Source organism: Dysgonomonas sp. HGC4 (assembly GCF_001261715.1).
GTDB lineage: Bacteria > Bacteroidota > Bacteroidia > Bacteroidales > Dysgonomonadaceae > Dysgonomonas_A.
On the sequence record NZ_CVRU01000179.1, the window covers coordinates 1 to 16,689 of the forward strand.

Genomic DNA, 16,689 nt, shown 5'->3' on the forward strand with positions numbered 1-16,689 from the left:
GCCTTTAGTGATATTATTTAACACTATAAAAAGGCTTTTTAATGATTTGAAATTAACCTATCAAGCTATAAATAGGGCTAAAATAGCAAACAAAGCTAGTGTTATCATAATTAATATAATATCTATCAAAAGTATAATTGTAGCTTTTGTATGGGCAACCAGCCATTTTTCTTCATAGAAGCGGAGATGTGCTTTAAAGAAATAGAATATTGTATAGCAAAGTATAGCACTTGATATTATTGTAGATACACTCGTATGTAGATTGAGCCAGTCTAAAGCAGTCTCTATGATATTAAGTATTGTAATAATCAGAAGTAAAAAGGAGAAATAGTGTAGAGTGAAAATACCACTGTCGAAGTACAGAAACTTCTTTTTATTATGAAATAGCCACAACCAAAATGCAAAGAGGGGCATATATATAAATAATACTTTAGGCAAATTGTGCAGAATAAATTCGTTGATTCTATTTTGTTTATCTGGGTTTTTACTTTCGTTAGCTTTTAGTGCAAGTTTTACAGTATAATATTCTGTAAGGGGTATCTTGTTTATTTTTACGATAGAATCTAATTGAGTATTGTTATAGACGGGATAATTAGCTATTCTGCCAGTACCTCTTTCTGTGCTGGATATTGTGAATCCCGAATGATCCAAATCTATATCAAAGTCCATATCTACAGTCAAGTGCTGCTTATTGTCGGGGTTTTCGGGTAGAATATTGGGTATAAAGAATGCGATGAAGCTGATGAATATATATAGCTTTATAGGGTCAACATACGATTTGCGTTTTCCTGCCATATATTCTTTAGATAGGGTGGCTGGCGAAAAGAGTAAAAGTTTGGTGGTAGACCAAAGAGAGCTGTCGTAATGAAACAAGTCTGAGGCAAAATGCTTGAGCAGATAGATAAACGAATGTCTAACTTCGGTATTCTCTTGTCCACAATGCGAACAGAACTGTTCTCCTACAAATCTACCGCAATTCTGGCAGGTTTTATCTTCTCTTATTTTATGTTTACTCATTGGCTGTTGGAGTAGTTAAAGATGTTTAGTAAATATAAACAGGTTCTATTTTATATTTGAGATCAAAGATATATAAATGAGATGAATTTAGTTCTAAAAAGCGCTTTCTACGATCAGAAAGATTTTTAGAGGGAAGTATTTTTGATATAATAGTATAAAAAGCCTCTATTATGTTCTTAAGCTTCAATAAAAAGCTGTTATGCTCACCTTATTTTCTTACTTTTGCCGATTATCTATTTTTAAATACCACGAGAGCACATGTTTGAACGTTTATTCAAGAAAAAAGACATTAATGCAATTCTGCGGGAGGCAGAAGGTAAAAACGATGGATTGAGACGAAATCTATCAGCAGCAAATCTGGTAACATTGGGTATCGGAGCCATTGTAGGCACAGGTATATTTGTTATAACAGGAACGGCTGCCGCCAATTATGCAGGACCTGCTTTAACCATATCATTTCTGATCTCGGCACTTTGCTGTGTATTGGCAGGCTTATGCTATGCCGAATTTGCAGCTATGATACCCGTTGCAGGAAGTGTTTACTCGTATAGTTATAGTACTATGGGCGAGTTTTTAGCATGGTTTATCGGTTGGATTCTTATTCTTGAATATTTGTTTGCCTGTTCGAGTGTTGCCGTAGGATGGTCGGGTTATATGATGAGCCTCTGCGAAGGGTGGGGTATACATGTACCGTGGCATCTGGCATATGCTACCTTTGATCATACTTCCGAAGGATGGATAATGACGGGTAGCCTTTTTAATTTCCCTGCTGTATTTATAGTTGCCATCATAACCTCTTTGTTACTTGGTGGAATCAAACAATCGGCTCTTATCAATAATGTAATCGTAGTAATTAAAGTAGGTGTAATCCTTTTATTCATTGGGTTTGGTCTATCTCATATCGATCTTGGTAACTGGAGTCCTTATATTCCAGAGAATACGGGCGAATTTGGAAGCTTCGGCTGGAGTGGTATTCTCCGTGGGGCTGGCGTGGTTTTTTATGCTTATCTCGGCTTTGATGCCTTGTCTACGGCTGCTCAGGAAGCTAAGAATCCTCAAAAAGATATGCCTAAAGGAATACTTATTTCGTTACTCGTATGTGCAGTTCTGTATATCGGGGTAACGGCTGTTTTAACAGGTATTGTTAATTATAAAGAATTAGATGTTGCTGCTCCTATTGCTTTGGCTATCGATCGTACGGGTGAAAGTTTGGCGTGGTTGAGCCCGTTTGTAAAATTGGGTGCTATTGCGGGTTTAAGCTCCGTTATATTGGTTATGATGTTAGGGCAGTCTCGTATTTATTATGCTATATCGAAAGACGGGTTATTGCCTAAGTTCTTTTCGAAAGTTAACCTTAAACATGGCACACCTCAAAATGCAACTATATTTGCGAGTATTGTTACGGGGCTGTTTGCGGGTTTGTTTCCGTTGAATGTTCTGAGCGAATTGGTATCAATAGGTACTCTAATGGCATTTATGGTGGTGTGTATTTCTATTGTTGTATTGAGAAAAACTCAACCTGACCTGAAACGACCTTTCAGAACTCCATTTGTTCCTTTTGTACCCCTTTTGGGTGCTGCTATTTGTTTGATGCAGATGATTGCTCTACCTTTCAGTACATGGGTCAGGCTAATTATATGGACTTTGGTGGGTTTTGTAATCTACTTTGGTTACGGTATCAAACATAGCAAACTGAACAAGAAATAACTTTAAGAAACTAATATAAACTAAACAATTTTATCTACACTTATTATGAGTAAAAGTATATCGGGTCGTGTTGACGTGGTCGATTCTCTGCGTGGCTTTGCCATCTTTGGTATTTTATTGGTGCATTGCCTGGAGCATTATAATTTCTTTGTTTTTCCATCAGTTGATAATAACTTATTAAAGTTGTCGGATACTATTTTGGCGAGTTCGGTATCTTTTATTTATTCGGGTAAAGCATACGCCATATTTGCCTTGTTATTTGGCTTTAGCTTCTTTATACAAGACGATAATCAGACGAAGAGAGGAAACGATTTTCGCCCCCGTTTTTTATGGCGTTTAGTATTACTGGCCATGTGGGGCTTTATCAACTGTATGTTTTATACGGGCGATGTGTTGGTGTTGTTTTCTATTGTCGGCTTATTGCTGGCTGCTACTGCCCGCCTCTCTAATAAAATAGTATTTGGTATAGCTGTTGTTTTATTGTTGCAGCCTATGGAATGGATTGGTATTATTTGTGCGAATATAGATCCTGAATTTACGTTGAGTAAGAAAATGTTCGACGTGTATTATGAGCAAACCGTGCCTGTACTTACCGATGGAAACTTATTGGAAACAATGGTTATGGGTATAAAATCGGGATTCTTATTTAGCTTCTTGTGGTGGTTTGAAGAAGGGCGTATCTTTCAGGTTGGAGCATTATTCCTATTCGGAATGCTTATCGGACGTTGTCGCTTATTCTTAAATGAGCCTAAAAATATAAAGTTCTGGCGATATGCACTTATCATAGGTATTGTGTGTTATTTTCCATTGAAGGGCTTATCTGAAATATTACCCAAATTTATAGAGAGTAAAGCTATCATTCATCTATTGAGGGTGATTTTGAGTTGTTATACAAACTTCGCTTTCCTATGTTTTCTGGTTGGTCTGTTTGTTTTGTCCTATTATAAAACGAGTGTACACAAGTTACAGGCTAAATTTGCTCCTTACGGACGGATGAGTCTTTCTATGTATATCAGCCAATCTATATTGGGAGGCTTTGTATTTTACAGTTGGGGATTGGGAGCTTCGCATCTTTTATCGCCAACCGCTTCTATCGGTGGGGGGTTAGTTATTTTTGCCATTCAATATACATTTGCTTGCTGGTGGCTAAAATCTCACAAACAAGGGCCATTGGAATATGTTTGGAAGAAACTCACATGGATTGGTGCTAAACGCAGCTAAAATAAAATCTATAATAACCTTTTACTAATACTATGATGAATACTGAAACTTCGGGACGTGTCGATCTGGTTGATTCCCTCAGAGGGTTTGCCATTTTAGGCATTTTGCTTATGCATAGCATCGAGCATTTTAATTTCTATTTATATCCTACTATCGAAAACGAATGGTTGGCTTTGTCGGACACTATATTAAATAGCTCGTTGAGGTTTGCCCTTTCGGGTAAAGTTTATACAATATTTTCGTTGTTGTTTGGTTTCAGCTTTTTTATTCAAGATAACAATCAGTTGAAAAAGGGATACGATTTTCGTCCTCGCTTTCTGTGGCGTCTTGTGTTATTGGCCATATGGGGTTTTATCAATGTGATGTTTTATACGGGCGATGTGTTAGTGTTGTTTGCCTTTGTAGGACTTCTGTTATTGGCTACTGCTAGGCTATCTAATAAGGTGGTGTTGTGCATTGCTATGGTATTGTTATTACAACCTGTTGAATGGGTAAAGATCATATATACACTCCTGAATCCCGGTTTTGTATGGGGCGATTCTATCAGTTGGCAATATTATTTAGAGACTGCACCTGTACTAAAGGATGGTAATTTGTGGGAGACCATGAAGATGGGGTTAACGTCGGGCATCGGCTTTGGTTTCGGTTGGTGGATTGAGGATGGACGTGTATTTCAGATAGCAGGACTTTTTCTTATAGGTATGCTAATGGGGCGTCGTGGTATATTTTTAGATACGCCTCAGAATATCAGGTTTTGGAAACGGACTTTGGTTATAGGTGTGCTTTGTTATTTTCCTTTGGCAGGACTTCATACTATTTTGATGGGCTTCATCGAGAATAAAAATATACATCACTTTGCAGATATAATATTAACTTGTTACTCGTGTTTTGCCTTTTTTACTTTCCTTACCTCTTTGTTTGTACTGGCTTATTATAGAACCAATTTTCATAATTTGTTGACTAAATTGGCTCCTTATGGTAAGATGAGTTTAACCATGTACCTCAGTCAGTCTATATTAGGCGGCTTTGCCTTTCACAATTGGGGGCTGGGTTTATATACGCTATCTACTACAGTTACGGTAGGGATTGGGTTGCTTATTTTTGCCATTCAATACACGTTTGCTTGTTGGTGGTTAAAATCGCATAAGCAAGGACCTCTTGAGTACGTGTGGGGTAAACTAATGTGGATTGGATCGAAACGTTAAAATGGACGTGAAAATCTGCATAAAATGCCTTTATGTGTCTTTTTTTGTCTCTATTTAATGAAAAAAGAGCGAAAGAAGTTAAAAAAGTATTACTAACTGTAAATAAAAAAGTATCTTTGGTGGCTAAATTTATGACAACTAACATCTTTAACAAAAGCTCAAATCATTTAAAATGGTAAGTAAATCAAAATTCTTTTTGATCGGCATTCTTATTGCCGTTTCTTTCTCTTCGTGCTATACTACTAAGATTACAGTAGGTGATCTTTCTCCAAGACAACCAATGGTTAAAATCAATTCGGAATGGAATCACCATATACTATGGGGACTTGTTCCACTAGGAAATGCTAGTATGAGAGGTGATGATTATGTGGGTGATAGAACTAGGTATATGATTAAAACAAACCAATCTTTTGTGAATGGGCTTGTTAGCTCGTTAACTTTTGGAATTTATACTCCTACAACAACATCTTATTACATACCTATTGACGAATATGGCTACGATTATCGTGATCAAAGACCATCACAAAACCGTAGTTCTTACGAACGAGTAAGAAATGAAGAGCCTGTAAGAGGTAGTGAACAAGGACGTTATCTTGTAGAAGAGCCTGCTCCTGTACAAAGAGTTAACAGACAACAAGATACTCGTAATGACGAATATGCTCCTGCTCAACCTGTACAAAGAAATTCTCAATACAGCAAACCAGCAACAGCTCCACGTGAGTATCCAACGGAAGCTCCTGTGAGACAAGTTCAACCACAAGTACAAAAACAATACGAAGCTGCTGCTCCGGTAACTCCTGCAAGAGAAGTAAAACAAGCTCAGTCGGATTCGTACAAAGCAACTGTTTATTATAAAAATGGTGCAAGAATGGATGGTATAGTAACTCATCCTGCTGGTGATGAAAATAAAATAGAGCTTAAATTACCTAGCGGATTAGTAATCGAAAGCAAGGTAAGTGAAGTAGAAAAAATAGTGAAGAGATAATACTTCACTTCATCCATATAAAAAAATGTCCGAATATTTCTATTCGGGCACTTTTTGTTTTTATGATTAAGCTTCTGTTTGTCAGAAATATAATCTGTATTTTTTTTCTTTTTTTTGATTGAAAAATAAGAGTCAGAAAGATAATTTCGTATGTTTACAATGTATAGAAAGCAGGACGAGGTGCTTGTTTTAAGATTCATAAAATTGATTTAAGAATGGCTATTGTAACAATTGAACCTTGGGACGAACTTAAGCATGTGATAAGGCAATTTTGGTATACTAGTTTACAAAGTCCGAGTCATAATTCTGATACGTTCAGAATTTTGTCAGACGGAGCGCCGGGTATTATTTTTCAACATTGCAACGGTCGCTCATCTGTCTTGAGTGCAGATGGCTCTCCTCTACCCATATCGTTTGTTTATGGGCAGAGTACCAGTCCATGTATAAATCAGATTGCGGATGATTCTTTTATTTTTGGAGTCAATTTTCAGCCTACTGCTTTTAAAAGTCTGTTTTCGATAGATGCCTCAGAGCTTACCGATTCTATTCTTGATACGGAATATCTTTTTCCTCGACAATTTGAAGATCAATTACTCAATACTCCTGATCCAAAAGATGTTATTCAGTTATTTAGCGAACGTCTGTCTCAACAAATTGTGAAATATAAGCAGGATAAGGTTATTGACAGAAGCATTAGTTTGATAATGCAAAAGACAGCAGAAATTGACTCAGAGGTTTTATCTTCTTATTTTAATATTTCGAGAAGACAATTTCAGCGGAGATTCAAAGAGTATGCAGGAGTGAGTCCTGAGAATTATATACGAATTATTAAATTCCAGAAATCTATTCATTTACTGCAAAATAAGCAGTACGATAAGTTGAGTGATATTGGTTACAGGCTTAATTATGCCGATCAATCTCATTTCAGCAGGGAGTTTAAACTCTTTTCGGGCTATACCCCTAAAGAGTTTTTGAAGTCGATTACTACATCACAACCATTTCTTCAAAAGAGCAACTGTTCATTGATGCCCTTGCGTATAGTAAAGGACTTGTATGTCATTATTAGCAGAGTTTGGTCAATATACTATATTTTACTGATATGCTCTATGAGAAATGCTTTAAGAGGATCTAATGCTTCACTGTCGAGATTCCAAAAATTTGGATCTTCATAAAGATAATCGGCTACTTTATGCTTGTTCTTGGTTGGGTGTTTAAATGTATATTCTTGCTTCTCTGCTTTCTTTATAGAATCTACAAAAGCATACATTTTAGTTTTCTGTAAAGGGTTATTATATTTAGGTTTCTTGTCTTCACCCAAATGTCCGTTTATACAGTTTTGATACCCTTCAAAGCATTGTAGCAAGCATTTGTGTTCCGGATTTATTATTCTTTCTAGCAGTATTTCAAAATCGCCATTATCAGAATTATTGGGAAATAGAAATAGCTCAAAAGAAACACCATGAATCTCTTTTTGTTTTTTTAAATATTGTTGCTTTGCAACTAATCCCCCATGGCTTTTACTTATATCGTCAGTATCAAAGATAATTAGGTTAATTCCATCAGTATCGGTATTTCTGTTTAAGTCGTTTTCTATTTTATCTATTGTTGTATAACCGCCTGCTTTCTTAAATATGAATAGACTCTTATCTTTATTAGGAAATAAATAATATACATATCTTTCTATAAAGTCAATGTCGTTGCCTTCTGCAAATATTTGTATTTTCATCTGATTTCATTTTCCATATCAATAGCATACTGAAATTGATCAAAATTATATTGATACGATTTCAATACATCATTTTTTATTCGATTAAGGTTATAGCATACGGTCGAATTTTGTTGTTCAGAAAAACTCTTAGTTTCTAAAACATTTTTCAATGCCTGTAATGAATCTATATTATGAGAAGTAGCAAATATCTGAACATTGTATTTCTTGGCTGTTGATAATATCATTTTCCAAAGTGTATCCATCGATGAATAATGTAATCCATTGTCAATCTCGTCTATTAATAAAATACCATTCTCGCATTCGTAGATTGATATAATAATTGCGAGTAACCTGCGAATACCATCACCGAGAACTTCAAGGGGAAAAAGTCTATAGCCACCTAAATCGACCATAACTTTGTTGTCAATAGAAAATTCAATATTTTGTATATTTGGTTCTATTTGTTGCAATGCCTCAATAATATCTTGTTTGTCTTTTCCTATTATAATTGAGGCTAAAGTTTTAGATGAAAAAATCAAAGATGATTTGGTGTTAATATATTTGCTTTTAATAGACTCGTTATATTCTTTAGGCGTTTTTCCCACCAAAATTAAAGTTGCTTTTTTTCTATCTTTACTTTTTATTTTACTTTTATTATCTTCTGCTATACTTGCCTCATATTCATTGTTTTCAGTCTCGAATCTAAAAGTCAACTCTTTTATTTTAGGTTCGTTTTGGTTTACAAGAGGCTCTTGGGAAATGTCTGCTATTTCGATTTCTACTTTATCTGGGTTTTCAAACTTAGGAGAAATAAATAGCACTCTATCATCAGTACCTTCACTTTGTATTTGAACATCTTGATTTAGGTTCAAATTGTAAAAAAGAACAGAAATAACTTCTTGAAAGTTGTTAGTTACAAAATCTCTAAAAAAGTTAGTACGTATCGCGGAGTCTGGACGAGACATACTGGTTAATAAAAATATAGCATCTAAAACAGATGTCTTTCCACAATTATTCTTTCCTACAAAAAGATTTACTTGTTTGAGGTCTTCAATTTGGCATTCATTTATACCTCTAAAATGTTTTATTTCAATATTTTTAAAAGCCATTTTTTATATTTAAAATTTGCTGAGTAATATTGTTTATCTGTGTAATAGATAAATAATCATATAATCAGAATGTCCAAAAGAAATGGACATTACAAAGCTAATAAAAAATACAACTAAATATTATAGTCTTTTATTCTTTTTACCCTACCTTCGAAAATCGCTTATCGGTGTTCATCATCAATTTGTCTAATGATGCTGCAATATTACGGACGAAGGGTGTAGCATCGGGCAAAATTTTTATATAATCCGAATTAAACTCTATAATGTCATCTTCAGCAAAAGCTTTCAGATTATCTTCGTTATAATTGAGAGCATTCTTTATTTCTTCAACCGATACATTTAGAAGTGAAGCTAGGTCTGCCCAAACTATTTCGTAATTACACATCAATGAAGTGATTACTTCGCGGGTTATTTGCTCATCATTATTAAGTCTGTAACCTTTCAGTACAGGAAGTTCTCCTTTGTTTACCTGCTCTATGTATTTCTTCAAGTTTTTTGTATTCTGGCTGTATGCAGTAGTCAATTGGCTGATACCCGTTACACCAAAGGCATATACCTGCCCTGTGGTACGGCGTGTGCAATATCCTTGAAAGTTACGATGCAAGGCTTTTGTTTTTTGAGCGATATATAGTTCGTCATTCGGTTGTACGAAGTGATCGAGACCAACGGTCTTGTATTCTGCGTCGTTCAACAAATGTTTGGCTGTTTCGTATATTTTGTTCTTGTCCTGAGGTGTAGGCAAACCAAGTTTTTCGAGATTCATCATTGCAGGATTTACCCAAGGTACATGAGCATACGAAAAGGTAACCAATCTATCGGGTTGTATTTCTATTGCTTGTTTAATGGTGTCGGCAAAAGAGTCGGCAGTTTGCAAAGGCAATCCATAGATGAAGTCCATATTAACAGCAACACCTTTTGATTTTAGCAAACGTACAATGTCGGCAACAGGCATTTTAGAAGGTTTGCGGTTCGATGCCTTCAGTACATCTTCATTAAAATCTTGTATGCCAATGCTGATACGGTTGAAGCCTGCATCAATCAAATCGTTCCAATATGCCTCATCTAAATATCCGGGATGGCATTCTATGGCTATTTCGGGACGGTCTATGGTCTCGAATCCTTCGAGTAGCATCTTGTTTATTTCTTTCAACATGGCTACGGGCTGAGATGTTGGACTACCTCCACCGTAATGTATCTGTGATATTTTACGGTTATGATCGAGTAGGGGCAATACCATTTCTATCTCGCGTTTCAAAGCATCCATATAGGCGGCAACTACGGTTTTGTTTTCCAAAAGCATAGCGTTGCATCCGCAATAGTGACACATTTTATAGCAAAACGGTATATGAATGTAAAACGATATATGTTCGGGTTGTTGCGTGTTCGATGCCTCTATTGCCTCTCGGTAATCGGTAACGGCAAAACTGTCGTTAAAGAAATTAGCAGGCGGATAACTTGTATATCGGGGTACAGCAACGCTGTATTTATCTAATAATTCTTGTTTCATTTTTCTTTTCGTTTTTGAATGTTGCCAGAATGTACAACAATGAGACTACGGCTATACAACTTTCGAATAAAAACAGATTTGCATAACCATACATACCTGCAATTTTACCTGCTCCTGCTGCCATGAGCATTCCACTGAGGTGGGTAATAACGGTTTGCAGGGTGAAGTCTGTACCTTCATATCCTTCGCGTACGCAATACATAGCTGTGGTGTAAACTACAATTGTAGCCATACCATAACTACCCCATAGCATGGTGATTCCGAGGTGAAGAGTTGCCGTATTTACAGTGAACTGTGTAACCAGCAGATAGAAATATATAGTGGTTGCCAGTATGCAGATGGCGAATACGATACGTGGTATAAAGCATCCTATTTTGCGGACGATGAATCCTCCTGTAAGTGAGCCGACACAACCGATGGACGTTCCGATAACGCCCGACATTACGCCTATTTGTTTCATACTATACCCATAATCAACCAATAAAGGTTTTAGCATGGCAAGTGTTCCAATCAATCCTGCATAGTATAGAAACAAAAATAGTACTTGTTTCCAGATGCCTTTTTGTTTGAAAAAACCAAGTAGGTCATCAGGGTGGGGCGGAGCATATTTCTTTCTTTCGTGAGGTTCTTCTACTTGTGTCTTTTTGAAAAACATGAGGGGAATAAGTGCTACTACTACAAATATTGCCAAATAGGGTAGTAGTTGATTCCATCCCAGTTTGTGATAAAGTAAAAGTAGTACGCCTCCACCAATCATTGCTCCTGCAAAACTACCTACCGATTGCATACTGTTTACCATTCCTTTGTCCTTTTTACTGAACGAAAGTACCGCGAGAGCATCGGTCGCAATGTCCTGAGTGGCAGATGCTATAAAGGCAAAAATAATCAGAATAATGATGGTGTATATATTGGTCTCGAGATCGAGAAAGGAGATCGCCAGAATAATGACTGCATAAACCAGTTCTGATGAGAATATCCATCGTTTATAGTCCGTCAGAGTGTGACAACTTCTATCAATGGCTGGCGACCACAGAAATTTAAGAACCCAAGGTAACTTCAGAAACTGAAGCATCCCGATGGTTTCGAGCGAATAATCTTGCTGTCGCATCAATACCGGCAGAATGGTAGAAAAGAAGCTCATTGGTATGCTCTGAGCTATGTATAGGCTCAAAAACGTGAAGAGCTTACCCCCATTTTGCAGGTTCTTATTTATATTCATTTCAAAAGGTCAATTCTAGTGATCATTTCTAAGATTCACAAAAATACAAAATACAATCGGGCTTGCCAATCACTACATGTGGTGAAATGCTGCATTATATGAATTTGTGGGGACTAATTTAGAATTGTTTGCAGAAAAAAGGGGCAGCGTTGGTTTAATAATGGCTAATGAGTAAGTATTCAGCGCCTCCGATGTACAAACAGGGTAGAAGACTAAATACCCCCTCATCTGTCTACAACGAATGAGGGGGTAATATAAAGAGTTATTTTGCGGAAGTAAAAAACTATTTTGTATTAAATTAATTACTTCGAAAAGGTCTGAAGTCCTTAGAATTTCAGTCGAAAATCTACACCGCAAGTAAATGGCTTTCCTGCCTGTGCAAATGATTCTTTTGCTAGTGAATTATAGAAGTAATAGGAAACATACTCTTTACCTCCAATGTTTTTAGACCAGAAGTCGAAAGACACTTTGTTTTTCACAAACGATGCTCGTGCATTAAATATTCCGTAAAAAGGCTGCGAAGCCTTATTGTCTTCATTCCAATAGATTTTACCTAAAGCTGTATATTGTCCGTTGAGGATTACTTTATCTAACAGATCGCTTTTTAATCTGATAGTATAGTTGGCAGCCGTAGAAAAAGTATGTCGGGGAACCATAGGCAGAAAGTTGCCCGAATAGTCGATGTTTTCTTTCGTATTATATATGTATTCCTTGAATGAGGCATGTGTATATCCGTAAGTTATCTGGAAATTCAGATTTTCAAGAGGGTTTATCTGAGTAGTAACCTCTAGTCCTTTACTTGCCGATTTTCCTGCATTACGTAATATGTAACCTGTTCCGGTAGCTTGGTTTTGCGAAACTTGCTGATCTCTCCAATCAATATAAAAGAGGCTGATTTCTGCGTCGAGTAACTTATCAAAGTAGCTACCCTTTGTGCCTATTTCGTAATTCCAGCTCGTTTCCGATTTGTATGTACGATCTGTTTCACTTACTGCGGTTGTATTGAATCCACCTGTTTTGAAACCTTTTGAAGCTGAAAAATACACTATTTGATTGTTGCGGAAACTATATTGCAATGCCGCTTTGGGTGTCCATTGCGAATAGTTGTCCTTATCTCTTTTGTTGGTTGTCTCTACGACGGTATTATCCGGTTTGCGACTTTTGGCAACAGTATGCATTCTAGTTTCTTCCCAGTCGTATCTAAGTCCCAGTGTAAGCGATAATCCCTCTGTAAACAGATTGTTAATGATGGATTGGTGATACAGCGCTGCTCCTTTGGTGGGGTTGCTTGCATTTTGCAGGGTATGTGTATTTGTCGATCTGTTATCTACATCATTGTCTGTATTGTAGCTTTGATGAAAACCGAATGTTCCGAACTGCCATTGGTAATTGCTTTTCGTAGTCGATTTGATATTGATTTCTTGCGAATACATACGCTGTCTTTGATAGAAGTCTACAAAATACAAGTCTTTCTCTGTAAAGTCTTGATCTATGCGTTGCTTTCCGTCATAAAATTGAAATGAAGACATCGACCCTAATTTGAATTTTTCGGTAGCATACTCTACATTCAATCCGTTAGTAGACATATTACGTAGGTACGACGATGGTTCGTTGTAATTAACCTGCCCTACTGTATTGTTTTCTGCATTATATATACCGTATGGATATCCTCCCTGATCGGAATACTCGTAAGCTGAAACCAAGTGCATCGATAATTTAGGGGCAAGCTTCCAGCTGAGTCGCATACGACCGTTTGCTGCATCCATCGGATCGGCTTTATCTCCCGTATATTTATTTGTAAAGAATCCTCCTGTGTGAAATACGTTTCCAGAGAGTGAGTATCCGAAGGTATTGTTTATATTACCGTAGTGAGAAGCTCCCAAGTCGTAACTGTTATAGTTTCCTGCACCCAGATGTATGTTTGTTTCTTTGTATTTATAGGGCGATTTGGTGTAAACGTTTATAATACCCCCCATCGTATTTCGTCCGTAGATAGTTCCTTGCGGTCCGCGTAGAACTTCTACACGCTCAATATCAGTCATATCTATATCGAATGTCGATCGGTCGAAGTAGGGTACTCCATCTACATACAATCCTACCGAAGGTGCATTGATACGCGATCCTATACCTCTAATGTATGCGGGCGAAGTCATCTTCGAACCATAATCGGGTATAAATAGATTGGGTACAAAGGCATTGATTTCTTTTATATTGGTGATATTTCGTTCTTTGATAATCTGATCCGACAGCAGGGTTGCCGATATGGGCAATTGCGATAGATTGGTATTACTTTTGAAGGCTTCGATTACAACTTCTTCGCCTGTATAAGACATTACTATGGAATCTTTCGGTATTAAAATTTCTTCGGCGCTTAGATTACTGGTATTGCAGATATAAATTAGCAGCAACATAAGAATGCTGTATTTTTTCATTAATTATAATATTTTGAGTTAAAGGAACCGTTTTTTAGTTGTATGCAAAAGTATTAAAGACTTTGAGGCTAACCAATCACTAAATGTAGTGAAAATGATTTTAAGGTGTAAAACTCTCTTATTTTCTCGGAATATATGAGAGTTTTATTTGATTTTGGTAATAATTGATAGTAATAAAGTGGTTGCAGACGGCTTAAATAGCGAGGTTGTGAAAAAAACACAAAAAACACGATCTATTTATGCAACTTTCTATATTTTTTCCATCTAGTATATAGGAGAGAGAAAAAGTCTTTATTGCCGAGGACATATTATTAAGATATTAAGATTATATACAAACTTATGAAAACACGTTATTTCTTAGGATTGCTCTTAGCTGCTTTTGTTGTAAGTGCTTCTTCTTGCTTAGAGGGAGAACGTTCGATCGGTAAAATGAACGATTCCATAAAATTATCTACACGTAAAGCCGATTTTTCGGCATCTAACGATTCTATTATTATCACCACAAAAGGTACTTGGTGGTGGGTGAATGATATTTCGGTAAACGGAAATTATCTGGTATTCAATCCGGTTGAGACTGAAAAAGAAAATTTTGCAATCAATGGAGATTGGTTTTCTATTGAAAGATGCGATAATCAAAAACTGATTGTGCGAGTTTCTGAAAACAGATCGAGCAAAGACCGAAATATAAAAATCACATTAGAAGCAGGCGATTACTTTGATTATATTGATGTAAATCAATTGGGCAGATATTAAACCGTTTTAAAACTCTTCTGCCGAATTAAGAGATACCAATACCTTATCTATACGTGCGCCGTCCATATCTACTATTTCGAAAGTAAAATCATTCCATTCTATTATTTCTCCCGTTTGTGGAATATGTTGCAGTAAATCGAGAATAAGTCCACTTATCGTATTATAATCGTTTTGAGTATACAGATACTCTTTTTCGAAAAAGGTGAGAAAGTTATAAAACGGACATTGCCCGTCTACTAACCAGCCTCCGTCTTTTCGCTCAACAATATCGGGTTCTTCATGTATATCGGGAATGTTACCTACGAGTGCTTCCAGAATATCGGTCAATGTAACAATGCCTTGTATACTGCCAAACTCGTCGCAGATCAGTGCATATTGTACATGGTTGGTTTTCATCTGTTCCAGAGCAGTATATACACCTATATTTTCGGGAAAGTAATGGCAGGGTCTTGTAACACTTTCAATGTTAAAGTCTTCTTTCTCTATTTTACCGAACAGATCTTTTAAATATACGACGCCTATAATATTATCGAGGTCTTTGTGTGCAACGGGATATACATCGAACGGTTTTTCCTGTAAAAATTTATATATCTCAGCGGTAGACATTTTGGTATCTATCCATACTATATCGCTGTGGTGAGTCATAATCGATTCGAGATCGCGATCGCCTAACGAAAAAACACGTTCTACAATATCCTGCTCTACTTTGTCTACCACTCCGTCTTTGGTTCCTTCTTGTATGATAGATCTTATTTCCTCTTCGGTAACTTTATTTCCTCTCACATTCAGATTCATAGCTCTTACTACTAGTGAGGTGCTTTTTGATAATAACCAAACAAAAGGCGTTGCTGCTACCGATAATAGATACATCGGGCGGGCTACGGCTTGTGCTATGCGCTCGGATATGCTTAAGCCTATTCTTTTAGGAACTAACTCCCCGAAGATTAGAGTGAGATAGGTTACGAATAATACAATGAAAATTTGTGAAATATGTGGAATATATGGTCCTGATATGCCCCATTTGTTGAGTAGCATAACCATGTCTTTAGCCAGCACATCGCCCGAATAAATACCTGTAACTATACCAACAAGTGTGATACCTATTTGTACGGTCGATAAAAATTTGTCGGGTTCGTTGGCAAGTTTCAATGCGGCGGCAGCTTTTGGGTTACCTAGTTTAGCATCGCTGTTGAGTTTCGACTTTCGTGCTGAAATTATGGCTATTTCGGACATCGAAAATAACCCGTTTATAAGTATTAGAACAACAATAATAAGAATATCCATTTTTATGACTTAATTATATAGGCTATCATATCCCCTTTGAGTATAACGTCTGAGGAATGATAGTGTTGTAAAAATAGTCTTTTTATCTTGATTTTTTGAAGTGCTATTTGTCCTAATTTGCCGATTCTTGATCATTTAGGTTTAAAAAGCAGGTAGGAAAATCTATAATAAGTCTCAATTTTGGGTCTGTTAAAATAAAAAATAAATAAAATAAAAGAGATATTCAGCACTTCTGATGATGAGTGAAACGAAAAGATTCGTTTAGTGGTGAGATATGTAAGTGTATCTTGATATTAAACAGAGGTATACGGTCTTGTTTGTCTTGATTTTTTAGTCTAAAATAATTGAGGAGGAATTAAACCAGCTTATCAATAATATCTTAGTCTTTTTAACGAAAAAGGAGTTTTTGCATCCTATAATCAAAATTATTCTTTATATTTGCCTCTGTAAAATAACTCTTTACATAAGCAATGACTATAAATTTAACACACATGTCTCTTTGTAATAATTTAAATTTTAACGGTTTAGGTTTGGCTATGTGC

General features: G+C 36.3%; 13 protein-coding genes. 6 read left to right on the forward strand and 7 right to left on the reverse strand.

What is annotated here, in order from left to right:
• Window positions 1-60: 60 nt before the first annotated feature.
• Entirely contained in the window at window positions 61-1,017 is a 957-nt protein-coding gene (locus tag HGC4_RS17015) for a DUF3667 domain-containing protein (protein ID WP_050711338.1), read from the reverse strand.
• A 258-nt stretch (window positions 1,018-1,275) separates the two neighbouring features.
• Here HGC4_RS17015 and HGC4_RS17020 point away from each other — a divergent pair, with 258 nt between their 5' ends.
• The 5 genes from HGC4_RS17020 to HGC4_RS17040 all read left to right on the forward strand — a co-directional run bounded on the left by HGC4_RS17020 (window position 1,276) and on the right by HGC4_RS17040 (window position 7,307).
• A complete protein-coding gene (locus HGC4_RS17020; RefSeq protein WP_050711339.1) occupies window positions 1,276-2,724 on the forward strand; it encodes an amino acid permease in 1,449 nt (482 codons plus the stop codon).
• 45 nt (window positions 2,725-2,769) lie between these two features.
• Entirely contained in the window at window positions 2,770-3,945 is a 1,176-nt protein-coding gene (locus HGC4_RS17025) for a DUF418 domain-containing protein (RefSeq protein ID WP_050711340.1), read from the forward strand.
• A 32-nt stretch (window positions 3,946-3,977) separates the two neighbouring features.
• Window positions 3,978-5,150, forward strand: coding sequence for a DUF418 domain-containing protein (locus tag HGC4_RS17030; RefSeq protein ID WP_050711341.1), 1,173 nt, complete (start codon window positions 3,978-3,980; stop codon window positions 5,148-5,150).
• Between the two features lie 172 nt (window positions 5,151-5,322).
• Entirely contained in the window at window positions 5,323-6,135 is an 813-nt protein-coding gene (locus tag HGC4_RS18545; RefSeq protein ID WP_050711342.1) for a Bor/Iss family lipoprotein, read from the forward strand.
• 215 nt (window positions 6,136-6,350) lie between these two features.
• Window positions 6,351-7,307, forward strand: a complete 957-nt coding sequence (locus HGC4_RS17040) for a helix-turn-helix domain-containing protein (protein ID WP_050711343.1) — start codon at window positions 6,351-6,353, stop codon at window positions 7,305-7,307.
• Here the strand turns inward: HGC4_RS17040 and HGC4_RS17045 are convergent.
• The 5 genes from HGC4_RS17045 to HGC4_RS17065 form a co-directional block, all read right to left on the reverse strand.
• Entirely contained in the window at window positions 7,220-7,861 is a 642-nt protein-coding gene (locus tag HGC4_RS17045; RefSeq protein WP_050711344.1) for a DUF3226 domain-containing protein, read from the reverse strand. The two genes, HGC4_RS17040 and HGC4_RS17045, sit on opposite strands and share 88 nt — an antisense overlap.
• Window positions 7,858-8,952, reverse strand: a complete 1,095-nt coding sequence (locus HGC4_RS17050; RefSeq protein WP_050711345.1) for an AAA family ATPase — start codon at window positions 8,950-8,952, stop codon at window positions 7,858-7,860. The genes HGC4_RS17045 and HGC4_RS17050 overlap by 4 nt, the downstream gene beginning before the upstream one ends.
• 139 nt (window positions 8,953-9,091) lie before the next feature.
• Window positions 9,092-10,459, reverse strand: coding sequence for an oxygen-independent coproporphyrinogen III oxidase (hemN, locus tag HGC4_RS17055; protein ID WP_050711346.1), 1,368 nt, complete (start codon window positions 10,457-10,459; stop codon window positions 9,092-9,094).
• Window positions 10,437-11,678, reverse strand: a complete 1,242-nt coding sequence (locus HGC4_RS17060) for an MFS transporter (RefSeq protein ID WP_050711347.1) — start codon at window positions 11,676-11,678, stop codon at window positions 10,437-10,439. Before HGC4_RS17060 ends, hemN begins: the two co-directional genes overlap by 23 nt.
• 326 nt (window positions 11,679-12,004) lie before the next feature.
• On the reverse strand, window positions 12,005-14,110 hold the full coding sequence (locus HGC4_RS17065) for a TonB-dependent receptor (RefSeq protein WP_050711348.1): 2,106 nt from the start codon (window positions 14,108-14,110) through the stop codon (window positions 12,005-12,007).
• A gap of 339 nt (window positions 14,111-14,449) precedes the next feature.
• On the opposite strand from HGC4_RS17065, the gene HGC4_RS17070 reads away from it, so the two are divergent.
• Complete coding sequence (locus HGC4_RS17070) at window positions 14,450-14,863, forward strand: BACON domain-containing protein (protein WP_050711349.1); 414 nt, start codon at window positions 14,450-14,452, stop codon at window positions 14,861-14,863.
• Between the two features lie 6 nt (window positions 14,864-14,869).
• Here HGC4_RS17070 and HGC4_RS17075 read toward each other — a convergent pair whose 3' ends face one another.
• Window positions 14,870-16,147 carry a hemolysin family protein gene (locus HGC4_RS17075; RefSeq protein ID WP_050711350.1) on the reverse strand — a complete coding sequence of 426 codons (1,278 nt, stop codon included), beginning with the start codon at window positions 16,145-16,147 and terminating at the stop codon, window positions 14,870-14,872.
• Window positions 16,148-16,689 lie beyond the last annotated feature (542 nt).

Excerpts from the sequence above, each read along its gene's own strand:
- HGC4_RS17060 (WP_050711347.1), bottom strand. The coding sequence starts at position 11,678 with ATGAATATAAATAAGAACCTGCAAAATGGGGGTAAGCTCTTCACGTTT.
- hemN (WP_050711346.1), bottom strand. The coding sequence starts at position 10,459 with ATGAAACAAGAATTATTAGATAAATACAGCGTTGCTGTACCCCGATAT.
- HGC4_RS17075 (WP_050711350.1), bottom strand. The coding sequence starts at position 16,147 with ATGGATATTCTTATTATTGTTGTTCTAATACTTATAAACGGGTTATTT.
- HGC4_RS17025 (WP_050711340.1), top strand. The coding sequence starts at position 2,770 with ATGAGTAAAAGTATATCGGGTCGTGTTGACGTGGTCGATTCTCTGCGT.
- HGC4_RS18545 (WP_050711342.1), top strand. The coding sequence starts at position 5,323 with ATGGTAAGTAAATCAAAATTCTTTTTGATCGGCATTCTTATTGCCGTT.
- HGC4_RS17045 (WP_050711344.1), bottom strand. The coding sequence starts at position 7,861 with ATGAAAATACAAATATTTGCAGAAGGCAACGACATTGACTTTATAGAA.
- HGC4_RS17065 (WP_050711348.1), bottom strand. The coding sequence starts at position 14,110 with ATGAAAAAATACAGCATTCTTATGTTGCTGCTAATTTATATCTGCAAT.
- HGC4_RS17020 (WP_050711339.1), top strand. The coding sequence starts at position 1,276 with ATGTTTGAACGTTTATTCAAGAAAAAAGACATTAATGCAATTCTGCGG.
- HGC4_RS17070 (WP_050711349.1), top strand. The coding sequence starts at position 14,450 with ATGAAAACACGTTATTTCTTAGGATTGCTCTTAGCTGCTTTTGTTGTA.
- HGC4_RS17030 (WP_050711341.1), top strand. The coding sequence starts at position 3,978 with ATGATGAATACTGAAACTTCGGGACGTGTCGATCTGGTTGATTCCCTC.
- HGC4_RS17050 (WP_050711345.1), bottom strand. The coding sequence starts at position 8,952 with ATGGCTTTTAAAAATATTGAAATAAAACATTTTAGAGGTATAAATGAA.
- HGC4_RS17040 (WP_050711343.1), top strand. The coding sequence starts at position 6,351 with ATGGCTATTGTAACAATTGAACCTTGGGACGAACTTAAGCATGTGATA.
- HGC4_RS17015 (WP_050711338.1), bottom strand. The coding sequence starts at position 1,017 with ATGAGTAAACATAAAATAAGAGAAGATAAAACCTGCCAGAATTGCGGT.